Source organism: Streptomyces olivaceoviridis (genome assembly GCF_014650115.1).
Classification (GTDB): Bacteria; Actinomycetota; Actinomycetes; order Streptomycetales; family Streptomycetaceae; genus Streptomyces; species Streptomyces olivaceoviridis.
In genome coordinates, this window is record NZ_BMUI01000018.1 from 1 (window position 1) to 25,168 (window position 25,168).

At 73.6% G+C, this 25,168-nt stretch carries 20 protein-coding genes and 1 pseudogene; 10 read left to right on the forward strand and 11 right to left on the reverse strand.

All coding sequences use genetic code 11. The features are described from left to right. Window positions 1-196: 196 nt before the first annotated feature. From IE273_RS28650 to IE273_RS28680, 7 genes and pseudogenes are all read right to left on the reverse strand, one after another. A pseudogene (locus IE273_RS28650) lies at window positions 197-593 on the reverse strand (Uma2 family endonuclease). Between the two features lie 420 nt (window positions 594-1,013). After that, a complete protein-coding gene (dnaN, locus tag IE273_RS28655) occupies window positions 1,014-2,144 on the reverse strand; it encodes a DNA polymerase III subunit beta (protein ID WP_189818212.1) in 1,131 nt (376 codons plus the stop codon). An 83-nt stretch (window positions 2,145-2,227) separates the two neighbouring features. Continuing rightward, window positions 2,228-2,731, reverse strand: coding sequence for a YbaK/EbsC family protein (locus IE273_RS28660; RefSeq protein WP_189818077.1), 504 nt, complete (start codon window positions 2,729-2,731; stop codon window positions 2,228-2,230). A gap of 32 nt (window positions 2,732-2,763) precedes the next feature. Further along, window positions 2,764-3,654: a dimethylargininase gene (gene ddaH / locus IE273_RS28665; RefSeq protein WP_373309404.1), complete on the reverse strand. Its 891-nt coding sequence runs from the start codon at window positions 3,652-3,654 to the stop codon at window positions 2,764-2,766. A 173-nt stretch (window positions 3,655-3,827) separates the two neighbouring features. Further along, window positions 3,828-5,249, reverse strand: a complete 1,422-nt coding sequence (locus IE273_RS28670; RefSeq protein WP_189818078.1) for an MFS transporter — start codon at window positions 5,247-5,249, stop codon at window positions 3,828-3,830. A 66-nt stretch (window positions 5,250-5,315) separates the two neighbouring features. Next, complete coding sequence (locus IE273_RS28675; protein ID WP_189818079.1) at window positions 5,316-6,701, reverse strand: FAD-binding oxidoreductase; 1,386 nt, start codon at window positions 6,699-6,701, stop codon at window positions 5,316-5,318. 2 nt (window positions 6,702-6,703) lie between these two features. Further along, a complete protein-coding gene (locus IE273_RS28680; protein WP_189818214.1) occupies window positions 6,704-7,036 on the reverse strand; it encodes an avidin-fold protein in 333 nt (110 codons plus the stop codon). Between the two features lie 176 nt (window positions 7,037-7,212). Here IE273_RS28680 and IE273_RS28685 point away from each other — a divergent pair, with 176 nt between their 5' ends. The 9 genes from IE273_RS28685 (at window position 7,213) to IE273_RS28725 (ending at window position 17,628) form a co-directional block, all read left to right on the forward strand. Continuing rightward, on the forward strand, window positions 7,213-8,472 hold the full coding sequence (locus IE273_RS28685) for an ATP-grasp domain-containing protein (protein ID WP_189818080.1): 1,260 nt from the start codon (window positions 7,213-7,215) through the stop codon (window positions 8,470-8,472). An 89-nt stretch (window positions 8,473-8,561) separates the two neighbouring features. Further along, the gene (locus IE273_RS28690) at window positions 8,562-9,860 is read left to right on the forward strand and encodes a lysine N(6)-hydroxylase/L-ornithine N(5)-oxygenase family protein (protein ID WP_189818081.1); all 1,299 of its coding nucleotides are present in this window, start codon (window positions 8,562-8,564) and stop codon (window positions 9,858-9,860) included. 33 nt (window positions 9,861-9,893) lie between these two features. Next, window positions 9,894-10,259 (forward strand): cupin domain-containing protein, encoded by a 366-nt coding sequence (locus tag IE273_RS28695; protein WP_189818082.1) that lies wholly within the window; start codon window positions 9,894-9,896, stop codon window positions 10,257-10,259. Between the two features lie 3 nt (window positions 10,260-10,262). Next, window positions 10,263-11,891 carry a class I tRNA ligase family protein gene (locus tag IE273_RS28700; protein ID WP_189818083.1) on the forward strand — a complete coding sequence of 543 codons (1,629 nt, stop codon included), beginning with the start codon at window positions 10,263-10,265 and terminating at the stop codon, window positions 11,889-11,891. Window positions 11,892-11,931: 40 nt separating this feature from the next. Continuing rightward, a complete protein-coding gene (locus tag IE273_RS28705) occupies window positions 11,932-13,053 on the forward strand; it encodes an NAD(P)/FAD-dependent oxidoreductase (protein WP_189818084.1) in 1,122 nt (373 codons plus the stop codon). 25 nt (window positions 13,054-13,078) lie between these two features. After that, entirely contained in the window at window positions 13,079-14,335 is a 1,257-nt protein-coding gene (locus tag IE273_RS28710) for an ATP-grasp domain-containing protein (protein ID WP_189818085.1), read from the forward strand. A gap of 23 nt (window positions 14,336-14,358) precedes the next feature. Continuing rightward, window positions 14,359-15,657 carry an ATP-grasp domain-containing protein gene (locus IE273_RS28715; RefSeq protein ID WP_189818086.1) on the forward strand — a complete coding sequence of 433 codons (1,299 nt, stop codon included), beginning with the start codon at window positions 14,359-14,361 and terminating at the stop codon, window positions 15,655-15,657. A 22-nt stretch (window positions 15,658-15,679) separates the two neighbouring features. Further along, window positions 15,680-16,672, forward strand: coding sequence for an MmcQ/YjbR family DNA-binding protein (locus tag IE273_RS28720; RefSeq protein WP_189818087.1), 993 nt, complete (start codon window positions 15,680-15,682; stop codon window positions 16,670-16,672). Between the two features lie 119 nt (window positions 16,673-16,791). Next, entirely contained in the window at window positions 16,792-17,628 is an 837-nt protein-coding gene (locus IE273_RS28725) for an isocitrate lyase/PEP mutase family protein (RefSeq protein ID WP_189818088.1), read from the forward strand. Between the two features lie 49 nt (window positions 17,629-17,677). On the opposite strand, the gene IE273_RS28730 is transcribed toward IE273_RS28725, so the two are convergent. Together IE273_RS28730 and IE273_RS28735 are read right to left on the reverse strand one after the other, a co-directional pair. Then, window positions 17,678-19,327 carry a DUF885 domain-containing protein gene (locus IE273_RS28730; RefSeq protein WP_189818089.1) on the reverse strand — a complete coding sequence of 550 codons (1,650 nt, stop codon included), beginning with the start codon at window positions 19,325-19,327 and terminating at the stop codon, window positions 17,678-17,680. Beyond that, entirely contained in the window at window positions 19,324-20,799 is a 1,476-nt protein-coding gene (locus IE273_RS28735; RefSeq protein WP_189818090.1) for an NB-ARC domain-containing protein, read from the reverse strand. The genes IE273_RS28730 and IE273_RS28735 overlap by 4 nt, the downstream gene beginning before the upstream one ends. A gap of 623 nt (window positions 20,800-21,422) precedes the next feature. Here IE273_RS28735 and IE273_RS28740 point away from each other — a divergent pair. Then, window positions 21,423-24,446 carry an AfsR/SARP family transcriptional regulator gene (locus IE273_RS28740; RefSeq protein ID WP_308437066.1) on the forward strand — a complete coding sequence of 1,008 codons (3,024 nt, stop codon included), beginning with the start codon at window positions 21,423-21,425 and terminating at the stop codon, window positions 24,444-24,446. A 53-nt stretch (window positions 24,447-24,499) separates the two neighbouring features. Here IE273_RS28740 and IE273_RS28745 read toward each other — a convergent pair whose 3' ends face one another. Next, window positions 24,500-24,664, reverse strand: coding sequence for a hypothetical protein (locus tag IE273_RS28745; protein WP_189818091.1), 165 nt, complete (start codon window positions 24,662-24,664; stop codon window positions 24,500-24,502). Between the two features lie 135 nt (window positions 24,665-24,799). Further along, window positions 24,800-25,168, reverse strand: coding sequence for a hypothetical protein (locus IE273_RS28750; protein WP_189818092.1), 369 nt, complete (start codon window positions 25,166-25,168; stop codon window positions 24,800-24,802).

Sequence of the window (25,168 nt, forward strand, 5' to 3'; positions counted from 1 at the left end):
AAACAGAACACGACTCACGAGGCGGCCAAAGACCTCAAGACCAGATCACTAGGTGCGCACGTACGTCGCGGATGGACTCTATGGGGAGCGGCAGCGTCATGCGCCCAAGCGTGCCGAGTGTGCCATGTGTACACAAGCGCGGTTCGCGCCGGGTCCTGCGTCTTCCGCGTTCAGGTGGCGACCAGGTGCCGACTGTTCAGCCGCTCCGGGGAGGGGTGAGCTTGCCGAGGTCGACACTGATCTCGAAGGGCACCGGGCGCTGGAGGGCACCCCGGAAGATGCCGGCCGTGCCAGGTGCGGTCGGGGTCGTAGGGCAGGTCCGTCAGCAGGAGGTCCGGCTCGGGACGGTTGCGCGCGTCGAGGCGGATCGTCATCTCCCGCTCGACCTCGACGCCGGCCGGCGCCTGCGCCATGAGCGTGGTGGTCAGGGCGGTGACGAGACGGCCGTGCCAGGACCGCTTGGGCGACATCACGAATACGAGGGCCCCGTCGATCAGCTCCGTGTGGCGCGGAGCCTCGGGGAAGTGGTCCAGGTCCTCCGCGAACCAGCCTTCCGCGCGGGGCGGGCGCATCCAGGCGGGCAGTGCGGTCATGGCTTCACGGTAGCGCCTGCCGTGGGGGCGAGCCGGGTGCTCCGCCGGAGCCTGCGATCCGGGCCTCGCCACGGCCGCGAGCGCCTACGGGGTGGGGGATGACGCCTCCGTCCAGCGCGTCATGACGGATGTGCTTCGGCATCGAGCCCGGCCGGGTTACGCAGCCCTCCTGCGGTGCCCTCCAGCAGGCGGCGCGATTCACCAGCCGGTCAGCAGGCGGCGTGCGTCCGGCGCCGCGCTCGGCTGCTCCCGGGCGGGCGCCGAAATCGCCGGTCAGCGGTTCCGGAGAAGCTCCGGCCCAGGTCGGAGCGAGCGTGCAGCCAGAAGGGGCCGAGCCCTGCGGGGCCCGGCCCTTTCGTCGGTCGCGCGGCTGGATCGGTGCCGGGGTTACCGGCGGCCAAGGACCACCGGCCCCCTCCGTCAGCTCAACTGGCGTACCGACATGAGCAGATGGCGGTGTTCTTCGTGGGGCGTGTGGTCCGCGTCCGGCAGGCCGCTCAGCATCGCCCGTTGTCCGGAGCCCAGGAGTTCGAAGCGCACCTGCGGGGCGTTGAAGGAAGCGAGGGCTTCCAGCAGGTACGCCGGGTTGAAGGCGACCGCGATGTCGTCGGCGCCCTCCAGCGTGGCCGCGAGCCGCTGCGAAGCGACGTCGTCCTCGTACCCCGCCTGGAGCAGGACGGTTCCCTGGGCGGAGAAGTCGAGCCGGATGGGGCTGTTGGGCTCGGCGACGACCGCGACACGGCGGACCGCGTCGACGAGCGGCTCCCGCTGCGCGACCGCGACAGCCGGGCCGTCCAGCGCGAACAGCTTGTCGTAGCGCGGCAGTCGCCCTTCCAGCAGCCGCAGCGTCGTACGCATCCCGGCTGCCTCGAACGAGATCAAGCCGCCGCCCGAGCCGTTGAGTCCGACGCGAAGGGGGCCGGACTTCGCCAGCGAACGGGAGATCTCGGTCAGCCTGCGGCCTGGTACCACCACCTCCACGGCCTCGGAGCCGGTTTCCGCGGGCTGCCAGGACACCGTACGCACCGCATAGCGGTACCGGTCCGACGCGGCCAGCGTCATCGACTCGCCGTCCAGCCGCACCTGGATTCCCGTGAGCACCGGGAGCGTGTCGTCACGGCCCGCCGCGATCACGACCTGCCCGACGGCGGCAGCGAGTTCGGCCGCGTCCACCACTCCGCGACAGGCCGGAAGCTCGGGCAGCGCCGGGTACTCCTGTGTGGGCAGCGTCGACAGCCCGAAGCGCGTACCGCCCCCGTCCATCGTGAAGCGCACGCCCTCCAGCGCGCACCGCACCATCGCATCGGGCAGCACCCGGCAGATGTCGAGCAACCGGCGCCCGGGCACGAGCACCTGACCGGGTGCCGGCGTCTCCGCCGCCACCTCGATGTCGGCGGAAGCCTCGTAGTCGAAGCCCGAGACGCGCAGCCGGCCCTCCCGGGCGTCCAGCAGCAACCCGCCCAGCACCGGCACGGGTGAACGGGCGGGCAGCGACTTGGCCGCCCACCCCACTGCCTCCGCGAGAGCGCCCCGCTCGATCCGGAACTCCATCAGCGCATCCCCCATCACGTCGTACCCGTTGAACCGCGCACGCTATACGTCGCCACTGACAACGCCCGCGGACCACAGGCCGTTCAGGGGGCGCTCGCTATCGCGGCCACGCGGGGCGCGACCAGCGTGCGGTAGCAGGCCGTGCGCAGCGCCACCGACTCGTCGAGGCGCCCCGCGTTGAAGAAGATCTCCTCGTGCGTGAAGAGGGCCGGGTCGGCGACCACCTCCAGTTCCGGGTCGAAGCTCAACGGCATGATGCAGCCGCTGACACAGCCCGTCAGCTGCTCGGCGACCTCCCGCGCCGCGAAGGACGCCTCCCGGCCGGCGTACAGCGCGGTGAGCGCGGGCAGGTCGACCCTGCGGTCCCCGGGCACCACCGCGATCACGTACCGACGCCGCTTGCTGCTCAGCGCCACCCTGATGACCAGGCTCTTCGCGGCCTGGTCCAAGCGGTGGCCGCGCAGCGCGCTGGCCAGGTCGGTGCGTCCCTGCGGTGCATGGTTCAGCAGGCGGTACCGGGCGCCGCCCCTGGCGAGCAGGTCGAGCAGGCGGGTACGGCTGTCCGCAGTCGCGAGCGCGGAGGACATGGCGATCCTTTTCTGGGAGAGGTGTCGGCGGCTCAGCGGTCGCGCAGCTCCAACGTGCAGCACTTGACGCTGCCGCCCGCCTTGAGCAGTTCGGTGAGCTCGACCCCGATCGGTTCGAAGCCACGGGCCCGCAACTGGGCCTGCAATCCCTTCGCCGCGGTCGGCAGCAGCACATGGCGTCCGTCGGAGAAGGCGTTGAGCCCGAAGACGGCGGCGTCCTGCGCCGTGGCGATCACCGCGTGGGGGAACAGGGCCCGCAGTACGGCCTGGCTGCCCGGAGTGAAGGCGTCGGGGTAGTACATGATCTCGTCGTCGGACAGGACCGCGAGGGCGGTGTCCAGGTGGTAGTGCCTCGGGTTGACCAACGTCAGCGAGGTGACCGGCAGCCCGAAGAACTCCTGGGCCTCGGCGTGGGCACGGATGTCGGTGCGGAAGCCGGTCCCGGCCAGTATCCGTCGGCCGACGGTGAGGAGATCGCCCTCGCCCTCGTTGATGTGCTCGGGCCACAGCACGTCCTGGTAGCCGCGCTCCTCGAACCAGCGCAGGTAGGCGGGCCCCTCGGCGGTGCGCTCGGCGTGCCGGAAGCGGGCGCCGAAGACCCTGCCGTCGACGACGGTGGCGCCGTTGGCCGCGAACACCATGTCGGGCAGCCCCTCGACCGGCTTGATCTCCTCGACGCTGTGGCCCAGTTCGAGGTAGAGGTCGCGCAACTGCTCCCACTGGCGCACCGCGAGCATCGTGTCGGTGTCGCGGCCGGGGTTCATCCAGGGGTTGATCGAGTACGTGACGTCGTAGTGCCGCGGCCGGCACATCAGCAGCCTGCGGCGGGTGGCGGTACGGGTGCGCTGCTCCGCCGGGTGCGTCGAGACGCTGGGCGCGATGGTGTCGGTGACCGGCACGGTGGCTCCTTCGACTGTGCTCATGGGTGATGAGGTACGGAACGGGTCTCACGGGTGGTGAGGTGCGGAACGGGTCTCACGGGTGGTGAGGCGAGTGGGCTCACGGGTGGTGAGGGGCTCAGGGTGGTGAGGGTGTCCGGCCCGCGTGCGGTGGTGGGGCGGGCGGACGGGCGGGCCGGGGCGCGGGTGTCGGTCGTTCAGCGTCCGCTGGGGATCGCGGTCTCGCCGGGGACTTCCTCGACAGCGGCCGTCACGCGGGCCTCGCCGGCGTCCTCCGCCGCGACGGTCTTCTCAGCGGGGTCCGGCTCGGCCGGTTCGGTCCGCTCGGCCGCGTCCGTCCGCCCGGCCGGGTCCGTGTCCTCGGCCGCGTCCGTGTCCTCGGCCGCGTTCCGCGGTTCGTCCGACGACCGCAGGCCGGCGAAGGCCAGGGCCGCCGCCACCGTGCCGAGGACCGCGCAGGTCGCCCAGACACCGTCGCCGTAGTGGGTCCACATCAGCATGCCGAGCGCCGGGCCGACCGCCGAGCCGAGGCCGAACACGGTCTGGGACGCGGCGATGTAGCGACCGCGGACCTTCTCGTCGGCCTTCGCCGGGTGCGCCCACAGGGTCGGTCCGCTGATCATGAGGCCGCCCACGCTGACGGCGGTGGTCAGCAGGACCAGCGCGGGCACGCTGCCGGGCAGGCCGTAGCCGGCGATGCCGAGGCAGTAGACGAACGTGCCCACCGTGGCGGCCGTGCTCGCACGCCAGCGGCTGATCCGTGCGGTCACCGCCAGCTCGAAGCTGATCAGCAGGGCCGAGGACAGGGTCAGCACACCGCTGTACAGGGAGGTGGGGTGGCCCGCCTCGTCGAGGTCGACCGGCAGCACCGCGAAGAACTGGGCGTACACCAGGGCGCTGAGCAGCATGGAGCCCAGGTAGAGCAGGAAGCGGTGGTCGCGCACCATGGTCCCGTACGCCGAGCGGTGGGCCTCCCGCGCGGCGCCGGGGTGCTGTGCGCCGGCGGTCGGTGCCGGCCGGGGCAGCAGGATCGCGGCGAGCAGGGCGTAGGCCAGCGCCGTCGAGCCGTCCACCCAGAACAGCAGGTTCCAGTCGATCTGGATGAGGCCCGCGGCGAGCAGCGGGCCGGCCGCCGCGCCGATGTTCATGGCGATGCGCAGCATGGAGAAGCCCATGACGCGGAACTCGTCCGGCATCAGGTCGCTCAGCAGCGCGGAGGCGGCCGGGCGGTACGACTGCGTCATCAGGCCGAGGACGACGACCACGCCGAGCAGGAGGGGGTAGTCGCCGGGGTCGGCCAGCCAGGGGATGAGGAAGACCAGCACGGCCGAGCAGCCCATCGCCGTGGTGATGGTGTTGCGGCTGCCGAGCCGGGAGGTCAGTTCGCCGCCGAGGACGGTGCCCGCCACCGCGCCCACGCCGTAGGCGCCGAGCAGGAAGCCCGCCTTGTCGACGCCGTACCCGCGGTGCGTCAGGTACAGCACCAGGAAGGTCTGTACGAAGGCGCCGAGCTGGTTGAGCAGCACACCGCCGAGGAGGTAGCGGACCGAGCGGGGCGTGGCCCGCAGGGCGTCGAGGACACCGGGCGCGGCGTTCTCCTTGGACTTGGACACACTCATCGCTTCACCTTCGTAGGGGGGAGAGGGGCCCTCCCGGGCCTTCGGCAGCCCGGAGCGGACCGGGTGTCAGGAACCGACGGCCTGGTCGAAGGAGAAGACACCCTCGGGGTCGTACTTCTGCTTCACCTGGACCAGGCGCCCGTAGTTGGCGCCGTAGTAGGCCTCGCGCCAGTTCGTGAGGCGCGGGTCGACGAAGTTCTGGTAGGCGGACCCGGTGACGTGCGGGGCCATGTCGGCGTGCAGGCCGTCCAGCCAGTCGAGGTTGGCGGCGATCAGGCCGGGGTCGTCGTCGTCCGTCCAGGAGGTGTCCATGGAGACCAGGAACAGGGTGTCCCGGTGGACGAAGGCGGTGGCGTCCGGGGCCACCCGGTTGATGGCGCCGCCCCAGGAGAACAGGCCGACCCCGCCGCCGTCGGCGTTGTGGCTGCCGGGCCAGCGCTCGACCCAGGACAGCATGGTCTCGACGCCGTCGCCGGACAGCGGTTCGCGGATGTAGTTGGAGCGCAGCGCGAACTGGTCCCCGGAGGTGGCATGGACCATGTACTTGTTGGCCTCCCAGAACGTGCGCTCGGCGACGTCCCTGGACACCGGGGTGGCCGCGGTCAGGACCGGGTCCAGGATCTCCAGGCACTCGCTCGCCGGGCCGAAGTACTGCCCTTGCAGGGTGACTTCGGCGTTGTCCCGGATCGCGCCGGGTCCGGTGCCGTGCGTCCACACACCGAGCCGGGCCGCGAAGTCGTCCGGCGCCCGGCGGACCATGTGCTGTCCGGCCTCCAGGACGGCGGCGGAGTCGGACCACTTCCAGGTGACGTAGAAGGTGGTGACGTCCGGGACCGGGTGGGCCTGGAAGGTGAGGGAGACGTTGATGCCGAAGTTGCCGCCGCCGCCGCCCTTGCAGGCCCAGAACAGGTCGGGGTTCTCCCGCTCGTTGGCCACCGCGAGGGAGCCGTCGGCGAGGACCACTGTGGTCTCCACCAGGGCGTCGGCGGTCAGGCCGTAGCGGCGGGCGGCGAAGGCGGCGCCACCGCCGAGCGCCAGGCCCGCGACGCCGACGGTCGGGCTGGTGCCGGTGGAGAAGACCATCTCGTACGGCTGCATCGCGTCGTAGACATGGCTGATCTTGGCGCCGCCGCCCGCGACGACCAGGCCGGTGGAGCCGTCGGCGCGGGTCTCGGTGAGCCGGCTGAGGTCGATGACCAGGCCGTCGTTGACGGAGTAACCGGCGAAGCTGTGGCCGCCGTTGCGGGCGACGACCGGGACGCCCTGCTCGCGCGCCCACACGAGGGCCCGCTGGACGTCCGCGGTGTGGGCCGCGGTGAGCACGGCGGCCGGGGTGCGGTGCTTGTAGCGCGTGTTGAACAGGTGCGAGCCGACGCGGAAGCCGGGGCTGCCCGGCAGGAAGACGCGCCCCTCCACCTCGCGGGCCAGCCGGGAGTAGTCGACGCCGGCCACCGTCAGCGCACCTCCTCGATGGCGGAGACGCCGCTCGCGGCGTGGGCACCGTAGCGCTCCCAGCGCTCGTGCAGCCGTATCCGGCCGTCGGTCAGGACCTCGGGGGTGTTGACGCTGTGGCCGGAGATCACCCGGCCGTCGTCGAGAACCATGCTGTACGAAAAGCTGATCACACCGTCCGTGTCGCGGGTCCCCGCCAGGGAGCCGCGCCGTACGTCGCCGCCGGTGAAGTCGGCCCAGACCAGATCACCCTGCTGCCGGTACAGCGCGATGGGCGCGTCGTCGGCCGGGTCGGCCAGGACCTTCCGGAATCGCTTGCCGTCGTAGTTGATCACGTCAGCCATGGAACAGGCGGGCGCGATTGCCCGGAAGGGTCCTGCCGGACGGCCAATCAACCGGACGTGAACCCGGGCCGCGTCCGGGTTGATTGTCCCTCCCGGACATGGCTTCCGGGCAACCCGCGCACCCCGTGGAATCGCCCTGTCACTCGGATTCAGGAGGCGATCAGCGCGTGGACGACAACAGTGCCGGCGAGGCCGCGAAGGACGTGATCCTGCTCATCGGGTGCGGGCTGCGCAAGTACCGCGAGTACCTGCTGGCCGGTGCCGCGGCGACGCACCCGGTCTGGCTGTTCACGGACGACGAGCCCGACTGGCAGACACCCTGCCTCAGCGGGCACACGGTCGTGGACCTCACCGACCGGGACGCCGTGCTCACGGCCGCCCGGGAACTGGCGGAGCGCGTCACGGTGCGCGGTGTACTCAGCTGGGACGAGACCCTGATCGTGACGACCGCGCACGTGGCGGAGGCACTCGGCCTGCCCGGCGCGGGCGTGGACGGCGTGGAGGGCTGCCGGGACAAGTACCGCAGCCGCCGGCTGCTCACCGAGGCGGGCATCGACCAGCCCCGTTACGCCTGGGTGGACACCGCCGAGGAGGCGCTCGCGGCGGCGGAGGAGATCGGCTACCCGGTCGTCGTCAAGCCGCGCGGCATGGGCGCCAGCATCGGCGTCGTGCTCGCCGCGGACGCCGGCGAGGTCGCCGAGGCGTTCCGGACCGCCGACGAGTCCAGCCGGATCGGAGCGGTGTCCTACCGCGGCGGGGCGCTGGTCGAGGAGTACCTCGAAGGGCCCGAGATCAGCGTCGACGCGGCCGTCGTGGACGGCGAGTACCACCCGATGTTCGTGGCCCGCAAACAGGTCGGCCTCTTCCCCTACTTCGAGGAGATCGGCCACCACGTCGCCGCGGACGACCCGCTGCGCACCGATCCGGAACTGCTGGCGATGCTGCGGGCCGCGCACCGCGCCATCGGCTACGGCTCCGGCATCACCCACACGGAGGTCAAGCTGACCTCCCGCGGTCCGGTCATCGTCGAGATCAACGGGCGGCTCGGCGGCGACCTCATCCCGCGCCTGGGGCAGCTCGCCACCGGCATCGACCCGGCCCGCGCCGCCGTGCGCGCCGCGCTGGGACAGCGCCCCGACTTCACCGACACCGAGCACCGCACGGTCGGCATCCGCTTCGGTTACCCGCCCGAGGACTGCGTGGTCCGCTCGGTCACCCCGCCCGCCGCCGCCGAGGGCCTGCTCGCCGCCGAGGCGATGGCCGGACCCGGCACCGAACTGAGGCTGCCCCCGAACGGCTACCTCGCCCGCCACTCCTACGTCATCGTCGCCGGCGCGGACCCCGCGCAGACCGCCGCCCGCCTGGACGCGGCGGCGGCCCTGGTCGTCCTCGACCGGCAGCCGCTGACCGTGCCCGTCCCTGCGTGAACCGGGCCCACCGGCCCGGGACCGCCCGGCGTGAACCGGGCCCACCCCACCCCCGGAACCAGACCGCCGACACCTCTGAGGAGAACCACATGGCACACCGCACAGTCGAACTGCTCGCCGTCGGCGCGGGTCCGGCGAACCTCGCCCTCGCGGTCGCGCTGGAGGAACTGGCGCCCGACCTCGCGGACCAGGCCCTCGTCGTCGAGCGCGAGGAGAACGTCGTATGGCAGCGGGGCATGCTGCTCCCCGACGCCCTCAGCCAGGTCTCCTTCCTCAAGGACCTGGTGACCATGCGCAACCCGCGCAGCGAGTTCTCGTTCCTCAGCTTCCTGCACGCCCGCGGCCGGCTCGACGCGTTCGTCAACCTCGGCAGCTTCGTGCCGTACCGCAGCGAGATATCCGAGTACCTCCAGTGGGTGGCGGACTCGCTGGAGCGGACGCGGGTGGAGTACGGCCGGACCGTCACCTCGATCACGCCCGTGCACGGCGCGGACGGTGAGATCGACCGCTGGACCGTCGAGTTGGCGGACGGCGAGACCATCGGCTGCCGCTACCTGGTGATCGGCGCCGGACGGGACGCGCACGTGCCCGCCGTGTTCGAGGGGCTCCCGGCCGAGCGGGTCATCCACTCCACCGAGTACACCCGGCGGATCGCCGGCGTGCCGGCCGGCCGGCCGCCGCGGGTCGCCGTGGTCGGCGGGGCGCAGAGCGCGGCCGAGCTGTTCGGCGCGGCCCTGCGGGACCTGCCCGGCTGCCGGCCGACGATGATCATGCGCTCGATCGGTCTGAACGGCTACGAGAGCAGCAAGTTCACCAACGAGCTGTTCTACTCGTCGTTCGTCGACGAGTTCTACGACGCCGAGCCCGAGGCCCGCCGCCAGCTGCTGGCCGAGATGCACCGCTCCAACTACGGCGGTCTGGCCCCGGCCACCCTCGACTCGCTCTACCGGCAGTTCTACCAGGACCGGCGCACCGGCTCCGACCGCCTGGGCATGATCACCATGACCGACATCACGGGCGCCACGACCGACGGCGACGACATCGTGCTGACGCTCACCGACCGCCGCACCTCCGCCACCCGCGAGCTCCGCTGCGACCTGCTGCTCCTCGGCACCGGGTTCGTCCGCGAGATGCCCCGCATGGTGCGCGCGCTCGGCGGCGCGCTCGGCCTCGACCAGATCGCCGTCACCCGCAACTACCGCCTGGAAACCGGCCGCCAGGGTGCCGCCGCCTGCTATCTCCAAGGCGTCAACGAGGCCACCCACGGCATCGCCGATTCCCTGCTCAGCGTCCTCGCCGCACGCTCCGCGGAGATCACCGAGGACATCCTCGCGCACCGCGCCGGCCGGCCGGCCGGCGACCGTGAGCCCGCCCTCGCCGCGGCCTGACCACCACCGCTTCCCACCCAGCAGAGAGACGACATGCTCATCAAGCACCTCGACCGCGCCGGTCTCACCCACGAGAACGGCCTCGACGCCCAGCGTCTGCTGCCCTGGTCCGAACTGAACGCCCCCTTCGAGGGCTCCTGGTGCGTCATCCGCCCGGGTACCGCGTCCACCGCGCACTCCCACCACGAGTACGAGATCTTCATCGCCCTGCGGGGCGAGGCGTTCCTGGAGGCCGACGGCGAGCGCGTGCCGTTCGCCGCCGGCGACATCGTCCACTTCCCGCCGCACCACGAGCACCGCGTCGTCAACGACTCCGACGCCGACTTCGAGATGTACAGCGTCTGGTGGGACGCCGAGATGGCCGACCGCTTCACCCACCGCCACGCCCGGGAGGCCTGAGCCATGGACCAGCCGACAGGACAGCGGCGCACGGTCATCATCGGCCCGCCCCCCACCCCCAACGGCGACCTGCACGTCGGCCACATCGCGGGCCCGTACATGGCGGCGGACGTGCACGCCCGTTACCTGCGGGCCACCGGGCAGCCGGTGCTCTACACGACGGGCACGGACGACAGCCAGACGTACGTCGTCTCCAGCGCGGCCAAGCTGGGCACCACCCCGCAGGACCTGGCCGCGAAGAGCTGGCGGGAGATCCGGGAGACGCTCGGCCTGATGGGCGTCTCCGTCGACGGGTTCGCCCCCTTCGACGACGGCTACCGCGCGATGACACTGGACTTCCTCACCCGGCTGCACGACGCCGGCAAGTTCCGGCTGCGCACGGTGAAGTTGCCGTACGTCGAGGCGACCGGCGAGTTCCTGATGGAGGGCCTGGTCAGCGGCGGCTGCCCGGTGTGCCTGGCGGTCAGCCGGGGCGGGCTGTGCGAGGGCTGCGGGCACCCCAACAACTTCGCCGAGCTGACCGACCCGCGCTCCACCGTCGACCCCGCGGCCGAGGTGACCTACCGGGAGACGCAGATCCTGGTCCTGCCGCTGGAGGAGTACCGGGAGCAGCTGACCGCCTACCACCGGGCCAAGGAGTCCACCTGGCGCCCGCACATCGTGCAGCTGATGCGCGAGCTGCTGGCCCGCCCGCTGCCGGACTTCCCCATCACCTATCCCACCGGATGGGGGATCCCGGCGCCGTTCCCGCAGACGCCGGGCCAGGTCCTCAACGCCTGGGCCGAGGGCATGCCGGCCTCGATGTACTGCACGGCCGTGGCCCAGCGCGCGCACGGCGAGCGGCCCGCGAGCGACGACGAGTTGTGGCGCGCGGAGAACGGCATCCGGCTGGTCTACTTCCTCGGCTTCGACAACGCCTACTTCTGGGGACTGACCCACCTGTCGCTGCTGCTCGCCCACGAGGGCCGCTACGTGGTCCCGGACGCGATCGTCAGCAACGAGTTCTACGAGCTGGAGAACGAGAAGTTCTCCACCAGCAAGGGCCACGTGGTGTGGACGCGCGACCTGGTGCGCGAGGTCCCCCGCGACCTCGTCCGCTTCCACCTCGCGCTCACCGCGCCGGAGCACGCCCGCACCAACTTCTCCCGGGCCGCCCTGGAGAAGATCACCGGCGAGCGGCTGGTCGACCCGTGGAACCGGCTGGGCGCCCTGCTCGGCAAGGCGGTCGCCGAACTGGGCCTGGAGGGGCACGAGCTGCCGGTGTCGCCGCAGGCGAACGCGCGCCGGGCGGCGATGGCCGAGCGGTTCGAGGCCGGTTACCGGCTCACCGGCTACAGCCTCAGCCGCACCGCCGACCTGATCCCGCTGCACACCGAGCGGCTCCTGGGCCGGGCCGAGGCGCTGACGGCCGGGCCGGTCCCGGCCGACCGCACCGCGTCCGCGGCCGAACTGGGGGACCTCTTCGCGGAGCTGCGCACCCTGATCGCCGCGGCCTCGCCGATCCTCATCGACCTGGCCGAACAGGCGCGGGCCGAGGGCGGCTTCGACGGCACGTTCGCCGTCGCTCCCGAGGAGCGGACGACCACGCCGTTCACCGTTCCGGCGCTCGGCCGCACCACCGCCGAGAGCTGAGCGACCGCCGCACGACCGAGAGAAAGAAGGGAGGTGCCCGATGCGTGTCACCGTCGTCGGCGGCGGGGTGATCGCCCTGCTGACCGCCGTGGAGTGCGCCCTGGACGGACACCGGGTCACGGTGGTCGACCAGGGGCCCATCCCGTACAGCCGGGCCACCTCTTTCGACCAGCACCGGATCATCCGGGCCCTGCACCCGGACGATCCGCTCGCCACCGCCGCCGCGCTGCGCGCGCACCGCCGCTGGCTGGAACTGGAGGAGCTGTTCGCCACCCGCTTCTACGAGCGGGTCGGCGCGCTCACCGTGCTCCCGCCCGCGGCGGCGGACGCGGGCACGGTGCTGCTGGCCGACGCCGGGGGACGCGCGCGCACGCTCACGGCGGACGCGCTCGCCGACCGCTACCCGCACCTCTCCCTCGGCGGCGCCGCCGGCGCGGTCCTGGAGGACGACGCCGGAGTGCTGCTCGCCGAGCGGGTGCTCTCCGCCTGCGTCGGCTGGCTGAGGTGGCAGTCGGGCGTCGGTCTGCTCGAACACCGGCCCGCGGTCGCGGTGGACGGGGAGCGCGGACGGGTCACGCTCGCCGACGGGCAGGTGCTGGACGGTGACGGTGTGGTGGTCGCGGTGGGGCCGTGGGCGCGCCGTCTGCTGCCCGAGCGGGTGGCGAAGTCGCTCGCCCTGTACCGGCAGTCGTTGCTGTACTGCCGGGTGCCCAGGGGCGCGGCCGAGGCGTGGGCCGCCACACCGGCCGTCCCCGCCCTGGGCACCCGGCGCGGTGCCTGGCTGATCCCGCCGGTGGCCGGTACGGCGCTCAAGCTCAGCTCGGCCGCCGTCTGCCGCCAGGTCGACGACCTCACCGACAACGCCACGCCCGAGCGGTGGCAGCAGGAGCTGACGGCCGAGTTCGGCGACCTGCTGCCGGGCTTCGGACCGGCCTGGGTGCTCGGCACCAAGGACTGCTACTACCTGTCGCACGCCGAGACCGGTGGCCCCCTCGTGGTCTCCCTCGGCGGCTCGGCCCACGCGTACGCGGCGTGCGGCGGTTCGTCGTTCAAGTTCGCGCCGCTGATCGCCCGCACCCTCGCCGACCGGGTCCTGGGCCGCGTCCCCGACCGAACGGGCCTGGCGGCCCTGGACGCCGACCCCCTCGACGCCCGGCCCTGATCCCTTCCATCCGAGAGGAACCGCCATGAAACTCCTGGCGCTCGAAGCCCGGCAGAACGCCACCTACTACATCTCCCGCTACGAGCAGGTCGTCGGCCTCGGCGCGGACCTGTACGTGCTCAACGGCGAGGGCACCGAGGACTTCTGGCCCGCCGACCGCTACCGCACCGCCGGCTCACGGTCCATCGAGGCCCTGATCGCGGCGGCCAAGGAGTGGCACGCCGAGGAACGCTTCGAGGGCGTGTTCACCTTCTCGGAGTCGGGGGTGCTCGCGGTCGCCGCGGTGGCCGAGGCCCTCGGCCTGCCCGGCATCGGCGTGGAGGCCGCACGTGCCAGCCGGAACAAGCTGCTGATGCGCCAGGCCCACGAGCGCGGCGGCGCCGCCCACCCGCACTTCCGCTTCGTCACCACCGAGGCCGAGGCACTCGCCGCCGGCCAGGAGTTCGGCTACCCGGTGATCGTCAAGCCGACCCTGGGGGCCGCCTCGAACTACGTCTTCCGTGCCGACGACGCGGCCGAACTGCGTGAGCGCTACGCCCAGGCCGCCCAGGGCCTGACCGAGCTGTCCTGGTACGCGATGGAGGCCGACGGACTGGACCTGGGTCCGCACGGGCTGCTGGTGGAGTCCTTCCTCGACGGCGACGAGTTCCTCATCGAGGCCCTCGCCTGGGACGACGAGGTGTACCTCGGCTCCATCGTCGACCGGGTCACCGCCGAGGGCGACACCTTCGACGACGACGTCCACCACGCCCCGACCGCGCTCACCCCGGCCCAGGTCGAGGCCGTGCACGAGGTCGTCACCGCGGGCGCCCGCGCCCAGGGGCTGCGGCGCAGCGTGCTGCACGCCGAGGTCCGCTTCCACGAGGGCCGCCCGCACCTGGTGGAGATCGCCGTACGGCCGGGCGGCGGCGGCCTGGACCACATGGCCCGCATCTCCGCCGGCTACGACCCGATAGCCGCCGTCGCCGACGTGGCCCGCGGGGTCCGCCCGAAGGCCGGCCACTACCGGCCGACCGGGGTCCACACGGCGGCCCTGTGCCTGCTGCCCCCGGCCTCCGGTCGCGTGGCGCACGTGCACGTCCCCGACGGCCTGGCCGACCGGGACGACCTGTTCTTCCTCAAAGTCACCGCCAAGCCCGGCGACCTGGTCCGCCGCCCGCCCGCGGGCAACAGCATCCTCGGCTTCCTCGGTGTGACGGGCACGTCGTTCGAGGACGCCATGTCCACCGCCGAGGAACTCGCCGCCCAGGTCCGCGCCGACCTGACCGGCCCGGACGCCTGATCCATCCACCAAGGAGTACAGACATGCCCGAACGCCCTGTCGTCATGGTGGGCTTCGTGCCCGTGGCGGTGACCTCGCTCGCGCAGTTCCAGCCCGAGGGCTCCGTGATCGTCATCGACGAACCCGATGTGATCCGCAAGCGCGAGCTCGGGCCGAAGGCCGACGAGGCCCCGGTGGTACGGGAGCTGATCGCCTGGGAGTACCAGCTCGAAGGCGCGGCCGACGCCTTCTACAACGCCCACCCCGACCTCGACCCGGCCGCCGTCGCCCCGCTCCAGGAGTACGCCACGCCCTTCGCGGCCCGCCTCGCCGAACGGTACGGGGTGCCCACCGGCGGCTACGGGGCGCTGCGGATCCTGCGGGACAAGGCCGTGCTGCGCAGGGTCAGCCGGGCCGCCGGCATCCTCAACCCGGAGTCCGTGGAGGTGACCGGCCCCGACGAGGTCCGCGCCTTCATGGCGGAGCACCCCGGGCCGGCCGTGCTGAAGCCGGCCAACCGCCAGGCCGCCCTCGGCACCCGCATCCTCGCCTCCCCCGACGAGATCGACGAGGCCTGGGCGGAGACCACCGCCATGGACGAGGGCGTGATGGTCCCCGACCGCGGGTTCGAGCTCCGCATGCTCGTCGAGCGGTGCGTCCAGGGCCGCGAGTACAGCGTGGAACTGCTCGTGGAGCGCGGGCGTGCGGTGTTCGGCAACGTCACCGGCAAGGAGCTCTACCCCGGCGGCCGGCCGGTGGAGCTGGGCCACCTGGTGCCCGCCGACATCCCCGGCGAACTGGACGCGCTGCTGCGCGCCGAGACCGGGCGCCTGCTGGCGGCCGTCGGGTTCGGCACGGGCATCGCGCACTGCGAGTGGATCGTCGAGAACGGCCGCCCCTACCTGGTGGAGTGCGCCGGCCGCTTCCCCGGCGACGGCATCGTCGACCTGATGGACCGTGCGTACCGCGTCGACCTCGTCCGCGCCTTCTGGACCCTCATGAAGGGCGAACCGCTGAGCGCTCCGCTCCCGGAGAAGGCCCCCGGCGCCGCCGCCATCCGCTTCCTGCACACCGGGGCCGGGGTGGTGGAGGATGTCTCGGGGCTCGACGAGGCACGTGCGCTGCCCGGCGTCCAGGCGTGCTCGGTGACCGTGGAGCCGGGTGCCGAGGTGCGGGAGCTGCGCAGCTCGTGGGACCGTGTCGGTTCGGTCGTCACCGAGGCGGAGACCGGGGCCGAGGCGGTCGCCGCCGCCCGGCGGGCCCTGGACACGATCCAGATCAAGGTCCGCCCCGCGCAGGACGGCCCCGTGCAGGACGAACCCGCGCAGGACCGACCGGCGTAGGTTCCACGACAGAAGGAGAGACATGGCCACCGTCGAGGACGTGCGGCGCCTGGCGGTCGCGTTACCGCGCACCGAGGAGCACCTGATCCGGGACCGGGTGAAGTTCCGTGTCGGCCGGATCGTCTACCTGGCGCTGTCCCGGGACGAGACCACGCTGGGCTTCGCGTTCCCCAAGGAGGAGCGCGCGGCCCTGGTGGCCTCGGAACCGGAGAAGTTCTCGCTGCCCCGGACCTCCGACCTGCGCTACAACTGGGCCCAGGCGGCGCTCGCCGCGCTGAGCCTTCCCGAGCTGACCGAACTGGTCACCGACGCCTGGCGCATGTGCGTCCCCGCGAAGGTGGCCCGCGCCCACCTCGGACCCGACCCCGCGCCGCCCCCGCGCCCGGCCCCGACGCTGGCCGAACTGCGCCTGTCGGCCCAGGTGTTCGCCGCCTACCCGGGCGTCGACCGCAGCTGGCTGGAGCTGCGCGGGCCGGCCGCTCCCGCCCTCGACCTCGGCGACCCGGCCGGCCGCACGGCCCTGCACCGCTGGCTCAACACCTGGGGGTGCAGGCTCCCTTACCCGCGGGAGGGCGAACCGTACCCGCTCGGGGAGGGGCTGGCCGCGTGGACGGACAGCCACCCCCTGCCCGACACACCGCTCCCCGACCTGACCGACCCCGAGATCGACACCGTGGCCACCGCGTACGAGGAACTCGCCCGGCTTCCGGTCAGATTCGGGCCCCGGCCCCGGTCCCTCGGCCCGACGGCCGCCGCGAAGGCGCTCTACGCGCTGCGCCCGCACACCGTCATGCCGTGGGACGCGGCCATCGCCACCGAGCTGTACGGCGCCCGGGACGGCGCCGCCTTCGCCCGCCACCTGCGCACCGGCAGGGCCTGGGCACGGGCCGCCCTCGCCGAGAGCGGACTGAGCGCCGACGCGCTCGTCGCCGACCTCGGCCGGCCCGCCGTCACCCTCGCCAAGGTCCTCGACGAACACCTGTACGTGACCATCACCCGCCGCACGGCGGGCTGACCGTACGCCCGAGTCGTCCGAATACCGCCCCTGTTCCGACCCCCCGTGCAACGATCCGTCGCGATCGTCACCCGAACCGCGGCACAGAGCTGTGCCGACCACGAAAGGCACCGAGAACCATGACAGTTGACCAGAGCACCACGGACAAGGCGCGGCGGCTGCGCGCGCTCGGCTCCGAGTCCGTCCTCGTGCTGCCCAACGCCTGGGACGCGGGCAGCGCCGCCGTGATGGCCGCCGCCGGTGCCCAGGCGATCGCCACGACCAGCGGTGGTGTCGCCTGGTCCCTCGGCAGGGGCGACGGCGAGCAGGCCGACCGGGACGAGATGCTCGCGGCTGCCGCGCGCATCGCCGCCGTGGTCGACGTCCCGGTCACCGTGGACATCGAGAGCGGCTACGGCGCGGCCCCGGACGAGGTGGCGAAGACGGTCACCGCGGTGGTCGCCGCCGGAGCGGTGGGCATCAACCTGGAGGACTCCAAGGCCCCCGGCGGCCCGCTGTTCACCCCCGAGGAGCAGGCGGAGCGGATCGCGGCGGCGCGCGCCGCCGCGACCGCGGCCGGGCTGCCCGAGCTGGTCGTCAACGCCCGTACGGACGTGTACCTGTTCGGCATCGGCGAGGAGTCCGGCCGGCTGGAGGACGTGCTGACCCGCGCCGCCGCCTACGAGCGGGCGGGTGCCGACGGCATCTTCGTGCCCGGCCTGCTGGACCTGGCCGTCCTCGGCGAGCTGACCGCCCGCTCCCCGCTGCCGGTGAACGCCATGGCCGGTCCCGGCGGACCCGGCGTGGCCGAGCTGGCCAAGGCCGGGGTGCGCCGCGTCAGCGTCGGCACCGCGGTCGCCCAGGCCGCGTACACGGCGGCCCGCCGCGCCACCCTGGAACTCCTCGGCTCCGGCACCTACGAGGAACTGGCCGACTCGTTGGACTTCTTCCAGATGAACGGCCTCTTCAGCGCCTGAGCACGGCGGGGGGCCGGTGCCGGCCGCACCGGCCCCCCGCGCGGAACCCTCAGCCCCTCCGCGTCCAGCGCGCGACGACCTGGTCCAGCACGTCGAGCGGCAGCGCGCCGCCGCCGAGCACCAGGTCGTGGAAGGCACGTATGTCGAAGGCCGGCCCCAGTTCCCGGGCCGCGCGCGTGCGCAACCGCTGGATCTCCAGCCGGCCGGTCATGTACGACAGCGCCTGACCGGGCCACTCGATGTAGCGGTCGGTCTCGTTCTGGATCTCCGTCTCGGACAGCACCGTGTGCTCCCGCAAGTACGCCACCGCCTGCTCGCGCGTCCAGCCGAAGTGGTGCAGCCCGGTGTCGACGACCAGGCGGGCGGCGCGCAGCGAGTCCATCGCCAGCATCCCCAACCGGGCCAGCGGGCCCGAGTACAGCCCCATCTCGTCGGCGAGCCGCTCCGCGTACAGCCCCCAGCCCTCGATGTATGCGTTGATCCAGGCGATCCGGCGCAGCCGCGGCAGCCCGGTCAGCTCCTGGGCGAGGGAGAGCTGGACGTGGTGGCCGGGCACCGCCTCGTGGAAGGCGGTGGCCTCGGCGAGCACCCGCGAACGCTCCGTGGGCCGCTCGGTGTTGGCGTGGTACGTTCCCGGCCGCGAACCGTCCAGCGCGGCCGGCATGTACCAGGCCAGGGGCGCGCCCGGCGCCTCGGTGCCCTCCAGCGCACAGGGCAGGGCGGGCAGCCGCCCGAAGCGCCGGGGAGCGGCCAGCTCGGCCCGGGCGATCGCCGTACGGGCGGCCCCGAGCATCTCCTGCGCGCCGCTCCACCGCAGCCGGGTGTCCGTACGCAGCCGCTCCCGCACCTCGGCCGGGGTCGGCGCGCCGCCGAAGGCCAGTGCTCCGACGGGCACGTACTCCCGCTCGATGTGGGCGAGCAGCTCCACCCCGGTGTCGTGCAGCTCCTTGGGCGAGCGGCCGGTGGTGGTGTGGACGCGGGCCAGGGTGGCGTAGTGCTCCTCCCCGTCGGGCAGGTGGCACAGTCCCGGGCGCTCCGGGGACCGCCCCGGGGAGGCGAGGTCCGTGCGCAGTGCCTCGCGGTAGGCGGCGAAGGCCGGGCGCACCCGCTCGTCGACCAGCCGGTCCCGTTCGGCGTGGTGACGGGTGCGCAGCGGCACCGCGCGCAGCGGGTCCCCGGCGGGGTCGGCGAGGTAGGCGTCGAGCCGGGCCACCGCCGTGCGGACCCGCTCGGCGACGGGCAGCCGTCCCGCCCGCAGGCCCTCCCGGTGCCGCTCGGCCGCCTTCGCCAGGTACTCGGGCACCGCCGCCAGCCGTTCCAGGTGACCCCGCTCCTGTTCCTCGTCCGCCGGACGCACCGCGGGCAGGGAGCCCAGCAGCCGGCCGAGGGGGGAGTTCTGGTAGTCGGCGACGGTGTGTTCGATCAGCCGTGTCCCCAGCCGGTCGGCGACGGCCCGCGCCTGCTGCACCACCACGGCCCGGGTCACCTCCTCGGCGGCGTCCGCGACCGGCGCGCGGGCGGCCCGCTCGGCCAGCCGCGCCGCCTCACCGGCCAGGGCCTCCTGCGCCTGCCGTGACGGGTCGGCGAGCCGTCCGAGCGTCTCCGGGCACCCTTCGAGCGCGTCGTCCAGCGGGTCCTCGGCGGCGATCAGGCCGACGGCCTCCTCGGCGAGGCCGGCGACGGGGGTGGGAGTGGTCATGCTGGGGTCTCCTGTGTCATGGCGGGGAAGGGGTGTGCCGCGCCCGGTGCGGGCCGATCGCTGCGCGGACGGTGCCAGGCGGGCTCCGGGCCGTCCGCCGTGGCAGCCGCCCGGGCCAGCGCGAACTGCCTTACCAGCGGCGGCAGTCCGTACTGCCCGGGGACGTCGGTACGCTCCAGCAGCCCGCTGTCGACCACGGTTTCGAGGACGTCCTCCACCGTTTCCACCGTTTCCACCGGCTCTCGCGGCAGCTCCGGCGCGTGCGCGAGGGCGGTGGACGGGGTGCGGATCACCCCGTCCACGGCAGGTGCCGCCCCCGTCGCCGCGAACCGGTGCAGCAGGAGCCGGGCCGGGGGAGTGAGACGGCGGTAGGCGTCCTCGTAGCGCTCGGTGAGACTCTCGTCGCCCACCCGCAGCCGGCCGGACAGCCCGTCGGCGGCGAGGAGTTCGGCGACCGCCTCGGCGAGGAAGGCCTCCGGGCGCGCGGCCAGACGCCGGCCGGCGAGGGTGAGGGCGAGCGGCAGGTCGCCGCACGCCTCCGCGAGCAGCAGACCCGCCCGCGGGGCACCGGCCAGCCGTTCCGCGCCGACGATCCCCGCGAGCAGGTCCATCGACTCGTCCCGGCCGAGGACGGGCAGCGCCAGCCGCCGTACCCCGTCGAGGCCGAGCAGCCGGGACCGCGCGGTGACCACGATCCTGCTGTGGGGCGCGGCCACGAGCAGGTCGCGCACCTGGCGTTCCTGGAGCGTGCCGTCGAGCACGACCAGCAGGCGCCGCTCGTACAGCACCGAGCGGTACAGCCCGATGCGCTGCGCGGGATCGTCCGGGATGAGCTCGGGCGCGATGCCGAGGGACCGCAGCATCCCGCCCGCGATGCCCGGGGCGTCCTTGCGCCCGTCGGCGGCTGCGCCGAGGCTGACGTACACCTGCCCGTCCGGCAGGTCCGCGGCCAGCTCGTGGGCCAGTCGCAGCGCGAGCGCGGACTTGCCCACTCCGGTCGGTCCGTGGATGACCAGCGGCGGGACGGGGCCGGCACCCGCCGCCGTCAGCGCGCGTGCCTCACCCAGCTCCCGGCCCCGGCCGGCCAGCGGACGCGGTTCCATCGGGAGCTGGGCCGGTACGGGCAGCAGTGCCCGTACCGCGGCGGCCCGCAGCCGCGGTTCCGGTGCCTGCTGCGCCGGCTTGACGGCCGGCCCCGGCCCGTCGCCCGCCCGGCCCGCCGCCGCCCGCCAGCGCCGCTCCCAGGTCGCCCGGTCCCCGCCGCAGGCCTCGGCGAAAGCGAGGGCCACCTGGAGGGTGGGCAGCCGGTGACCGGCCGCGGCGTCCGAGAGCACCGAGGCCGAGAACAGCGCACGCCTCGCCAGCTCCCGGTAGCTGGGGGAGCCCGCCGCGACCCGGAGCCGGCGCAGCTCCAGGGCGAAGGCGGTGGCCGGTCCGGCGTCCGGCGCCAGCGGTTTCTCCGGTCTGCCCACGCTCATGCTCCTTGCGATGGTCGGGGGCGGTGTGCCACGGGTTCGCCGCGCGCCCAGCCCTCTCCTGCCTGCCCTCGCAGGGTCCGGCCGGCCGTTCCCGATCCCTTCCCCGAGCGGTACCGGACGGTCCCGGAGCCGGCCGGACGGTCCCCGAGCCGTCCGGCCGGGGCGGGCCGGGGCGGGCCGGGGCGGCCCCGGACGGAAGGCCGTGCACGGCACGGGGTGTTCGCGCCGCCAGGCGTTATGCTTCCGTGGGTTTGGGGGCCCGCCGGGTGAACCGGGGGCATGGGGGGTTGGGGAGCCGATGGCGGCCGAGCGTGGGCGAAACGGCGTGACGAACGCCGTGGGCAGTGCGGCTGCCGAGTCCCGCCGAGTCCTGCCGGTTGGCCGTGCCCGTCGGGCGCGGGGCCCGTCCGGTGCCCGCGAGCACCGGACGAGGACGGCGCACGGCCCGTCCTGTGTGCTGTCCGGTCCGCTGGGGGACCCGTCGGGCGGGGACCGACTGTGCCTCGGCGGTGCCCTTCGGGAGCGCGTTCCGGCGCTGCCGCCGGTGTCCGCGTGCCTGGTCGCGGTGCCCCGGCCGGCCGGGGCGGCGCGGGAGGACGGAATCAAGGGGGAGAAGCTTGCTGGGACAACATGCCGAAGACCGGCTGCGCTTCAACGTGCTGGGGCCGCTGGAGGTCTGGGCGGGGGAAACCCGGCTGAGACTCGGCGGACTGGTCCAGGAGCGGGTGCTCGCCACCCTGCTGCTTGAGCCGGGCAGGCTCGTTCCCGTCTCGCGGCTCGTCGAGGCGGCGTGGGAGGAGGAACCTCCGGCCACCGCGTCGCACCAGGTCCGCAAGGCGGTGGCCGATCTGCGGCGCCGCATACCCGGCGGGAGCCAGGTCGTCATCACCGACGGCCCCGGCTACCGCGTCGCCGTCCTTGAGGACCAGCTCGACCTGACCGAGTTCACCGTTCTGGTCCGCCGGGCCAGGGCCGCTGCCGAACAGGACCAGACGCCCCAGGCGGTCGAGGCACTGCGGACCGCCCTGGAACTGTGGCGCGGACCTGTCCTCTCCGATGTCGCCGGCCCGGTGATCTCCGCCGCCGCCGCCGCGCTGGACGAGCGCCGCCTCGCCGCCGCGGAGCAGCTCTTCGAGCTGTGCCTCGGCCTCGGCCAGGCCGCCGAACTCGTCGCCGACCTGCGCGACCTGACGGCGAAGTACCCGCTGCGGGAGAACCTGCGCCGGCAGCTGATGCTCGCGCTGTACCGCTCCAGCCGGCAGGCGGAGGCACTGGAGGAGTACGCCCGGGTCCGGGACCTGCTGGTGGAGGAGCTGGGCATCGACCCGGGCCAGCAACTCACCCAGGTCTACGAGGGGATCCTCCGGGAGAGCCCCGACCTGGCCGCCCCGGAGCCGCCCGCGCCCCCCGCGCCGGCCGCGCCGGTGCCGGCCCAGGCACCGTGCACCCTGCCCTACGACCTGGCCGACTTCTCCGGCCGCGACCGTGAACAGCGCGAGCTGCTCGACTGCGCACAGCGGTCCGTCGCCTCCACCCCCGGTATCGTCGCCATCGACGGCATGGGCGGCTGCGGCAAGACGGCCCTGGCCGTGCGCGTCGCCCACCGGCTGGCCGACGCGTACCCCGATGGCCGGCTCTACATCAACCTGCGCGGTTACACACCGGGCGAGCAGCCCGTGACCTCGGCGGCGGCGCTCGCCACCCTGCTGCGCGCGCTCGGCATCCCCGGCGACCAGATCCCCGACGACCTGGAGGGCCGGACCGCCGCCTGGCGGGCCGCGCTGACGGGCCGACGGCTGCTCCTGCTGCTCGACAACGCGGTCGACGCGGCCGACGTCCGCCTCCTCATGCCCCCGTCCCCGGGCTGCCTGGTCCTGGTGACGAGCCGCAGCCGGCTGCTGGACCTCGACGGGGCGCACTGGACCTCGCTCGACGTCATGTCCGGCGACGACAGCGTGCTGCTGGTGTCGAAGACGCTCGGCGCCGAGCGGGTCGCGGCGGAACCCGAGGCGTCGGCCGAGCTGGCCCGGCTCTGCGGCCATCTGCCGCTCGCCCTGCGGATCGCCACCGCCCGGCTGCGCAACCGGCCGCGCTGGACGGTCGGTTACCTGGTGGACCGGCTGTGCGACGAGACGCGCCGGCTCGACGAACTGAGCCTGGGCGAACGGAGCGTGGCGGCCACCCTGCGCCTGTCGTACCAGACGATGGCGGCGCAATCCCGCGTCGCCTTCCGGCTGCTGGCGCTGCACCCCGGCTCCGACATCGACGTCCACTCGGCCGCGGCCCTCCTGGGCACGGACACCCGTGACGCCGAGGACATCCTTGAGCACATGCTCGACGTCCACCTGCTCCAGCAGCCGGACGTGGGCCTGTACGCCTTCCACGACCTCGTGCGCAGCTTCGCGCTCAGCCTGCGCGGACCGGCCACGGAACAGGAGGACCACGCCGCGGTCGGGCGGCTGCTCGCCTACTACCTCACGGCCACCGAGCGGGCCTGCGACGTCCTCTTCCCCGGGCGGCGCCGCCGTCCGACCGGTCTGCCGGCCACCGGGGCGGAGCTGCCGGACCTGGGTGACGCCCACCGGGCCCTGACCTGGTTCACGCGGGAACACACCGCGCTCAGCGGCGCCGTCGCCCTGGCCCGGACGCACGGGCACGACCGCCACGCGGTGTGGCTGACCCGCGACGTGGTCTTCTACCTCAACGCCCGCGGCCACATCAGCGAGTTCCGCGACCTGAGCCGCAGCGCGGTCGACGTCGCCCGCCGGCTCGGCGATCTGGTGCTGCTCGCGGTGAGCCTGTCCAACCTGGGGGTCGCCTGCTGGAAGCTGGGCCGCTTCGAGGAGGGCGTGGAAGTGGCCCGGGAGGCGCTGGAGGTGGCCACCGAGCTCGGTGACCGGGACACCGAGGCCCACTCGGAGTCCACCCTCGGCCTGCTCAACAGCGTGCTCGGCCGTTTCGACGAGGCCCTGCCGCACCTGGTCCGGGCCGTCGACCTCGGCCGGGAGCTGGGGAACGCGCGCTCGGAGTCCGAGAGCCTGACCATTCTCAGCACCCTGTACGAGCAGTGGGGACGGTATCCGGAGGCGGTGGAGGCGGCACGGCGGGCCGTCGAACTCGACCGGCGACTCGGCAACCGCGAGAACGAGATCGTGTCCGTCACCGACCTCGCCCTCGCGCTGCTGGGCCTGGAGGAGTACACCGAGGCCCAGCAGTGCCTCGAACGGGCCCGGCGCATCGGCGACCAGACCCACGACCCCGGCAACGTCGGCGTCCTGCTCGCCCTGTCGGCCGACGTCCAGCACCGCCTGGGCGACACAACCGACGCCGCGCGCCTCGCGGACCACGCCCTGGAACTCGTCAGGTCGAGCGTGGTGCCGATCCGGCAGGTGAAGACCGAGAACATACTCGGCCGGCTGTGCACCCGGCAGGGCGATCCCGCCAAGGCGCTCCACCTGCACACCAGTGCCCTGAAGACCGCTTCGGGCATCGGGTACCGGATCGAGGAGGCCCATGCCCTGGCCGGCCTGGCGCGGGCCTGCGAGGCCCTCGGCGACCACGCGGCGGCCCGGCAGCACGCCGGGGCCGCCGCCGGGCTCTTCGACACGATGGGCGTACCCGAGATCGGCCGGAGCCGCTGAGGCGCCGCGGCGCGCGGCTCCCGCACCGGGCTCTGCCGTGCGGGAGGCGGTGGTCAGCCGGCGGAGGACGCGGTGATGACGGTCGGGCCCTGGTTCTCGGCGGTCACATGGTGCCCGGCCGGCCGGTCGGCCGCCGCGTTGTGCTGGGCCGCCGCGCCCAGTGCGAACACCAGCGCCACCGCGGCCATCCCGAACAGACCCGCCAGCTTGTCACGCATCGTCTTGTCCCCCCTGTGATGTCCTGTTCTCGACACCACTGATGCTGCTGGGAGCCGTTCCCGGACCGTTCCTCCCGCGATACCGGGAACCACGGCCCCCACGGGAACGGCTCCCCCGCCCGGCTACGGGTACGGCTACGGCTGCGGCGGGGCGGGGACCAGTCCGGTGCACGCCACCACCCGCGGGCCCTCCGCGAGCAGGACCACCGACGTGCGGACCGTCCCCGAGCTGTGTCCGGTCATGTCCAGCAGGGCCCGTACCACCGAACGGAGTTCGACCTGTTCGTCCGGGGTGGCCGGCGACGGCTCCGCACTGCCGCGCCGCCGGGCGTCCACGGCGACGACCTGGTGCATGCCGCTCTCGGTGACCGTGGTGATCAGGAACTCGGTACCCTCCGGCAGTGCCCGCGTCCCCCGGGGCCCCAGGCTGCCGACGCGGGCGAGTTCCTGGTTGATGCGGTGCAGGACCGAGTCGTCGGCCGGGCTGTACTCCGGACGCTTCAC

Excerpts from the sequence above, each read along its gene's own strand:
- IE273_RS28725 (WP_189818088.1), top strand. The coding sequence starts at position 16,792 with ATGACAGTTGACCAGAGCACCACGGACAAGGCGCGGCGGCTGCGCGCG.
- IE273_RS28670 (WP_189818078.1), bottom strand. The coding sequence starts at position 5,249 with ATGAGTGTGTCCAAGTCCAAGGAGAACGCCGCGCCCGGTGTCCTCGAC.
- IE273_RS28690 (WP_189818081.1), top strand. The coding sequence starts at position 8,562 with ATGGCACACCGCACAGTCGAACTGCTCGCCGTCGGCGCGGGTCCGGCG.
- IE273_RS28695 (WP_189818082.1), top strand. The coding sequence starts at position 9,894 with ATGCTCATCAAGCACCTCGACCGCGCCGGTCTCACCCACGAGAACGGC.
- IE273_RS28745 (WP_189818091.1), bottom strand. The coding sequence starts at position 24,664 with ATGCGTGACAAGCTGGCGGGTCTGTTCGGGATGGCCGCGGTGGCGCTG.
- IE273_RS28720 (WP_189818087.1), top strand. The coding sequence starts at position 15,680 with ATGGCCACCGTCGAGGACGTGCGGCGCCTGGCGGTCGCGTTACCGCGC.
- IE273_RS28715 (WP_189818086.1), top strand. The coding sequence starts at position 14,359 with ATGCCCGAACGCCCTGTCGTCATGGTGGGCTTCGTGCCCGTGGCGGTG.
- ddaH (WP_373309404.1), bottom strand. The coding sequence starts at position 3,654 with ATGAGCACAGTCGAAGGAGCCACCGTGCCGGTCACCGACACCATCGCG.
- IE273_RS28705 (WP_189818084.1), top strand. The coding sequence starts at position 11,932 with ATGCGTGTCACCGTCGTCGGCGGCGGGGTGATCGCCCTGCTGACCGCC.
- IE273_RS28710 (WP_189818085.1), top strand. The coding sequence starts at position 13,079 with ATGAAACTCCTGGCGCTCGAAGCCCGGCAGAACGCCACCTACTACATC.
- dnaN (WP_189818212.1), bottom strand. The coding sequence starts at position 2,144 with ATGGAGTTCCGGATCGAGCGGGGCGCTCTCGCGGAGGCAGTGGGGTGG.
- IE273_RS28660 (WP_189818077.1), bottom strand. The coding sequence starts at position 2,731 with ATGTCCTCCGCGCTCGCGACTGCGGACAGCCGTACCCGCCTGCTCGAC.
- IE273_RS28730 (WP_189818089.1), bottom strand. The coding sequence starts at position 19,327 with ATGACCACTCCCACCCCCGTCGCCGGCCTCGCCGAGGAGGCCGTCGGC.
- IE273_RS28700 (WP_189818083.1), top strand. The coding sequence starts at position 10,263 with ATGGACCAGCCGACAGGACAGCGGCGCACGGTCATCATCGGCCCGCCC.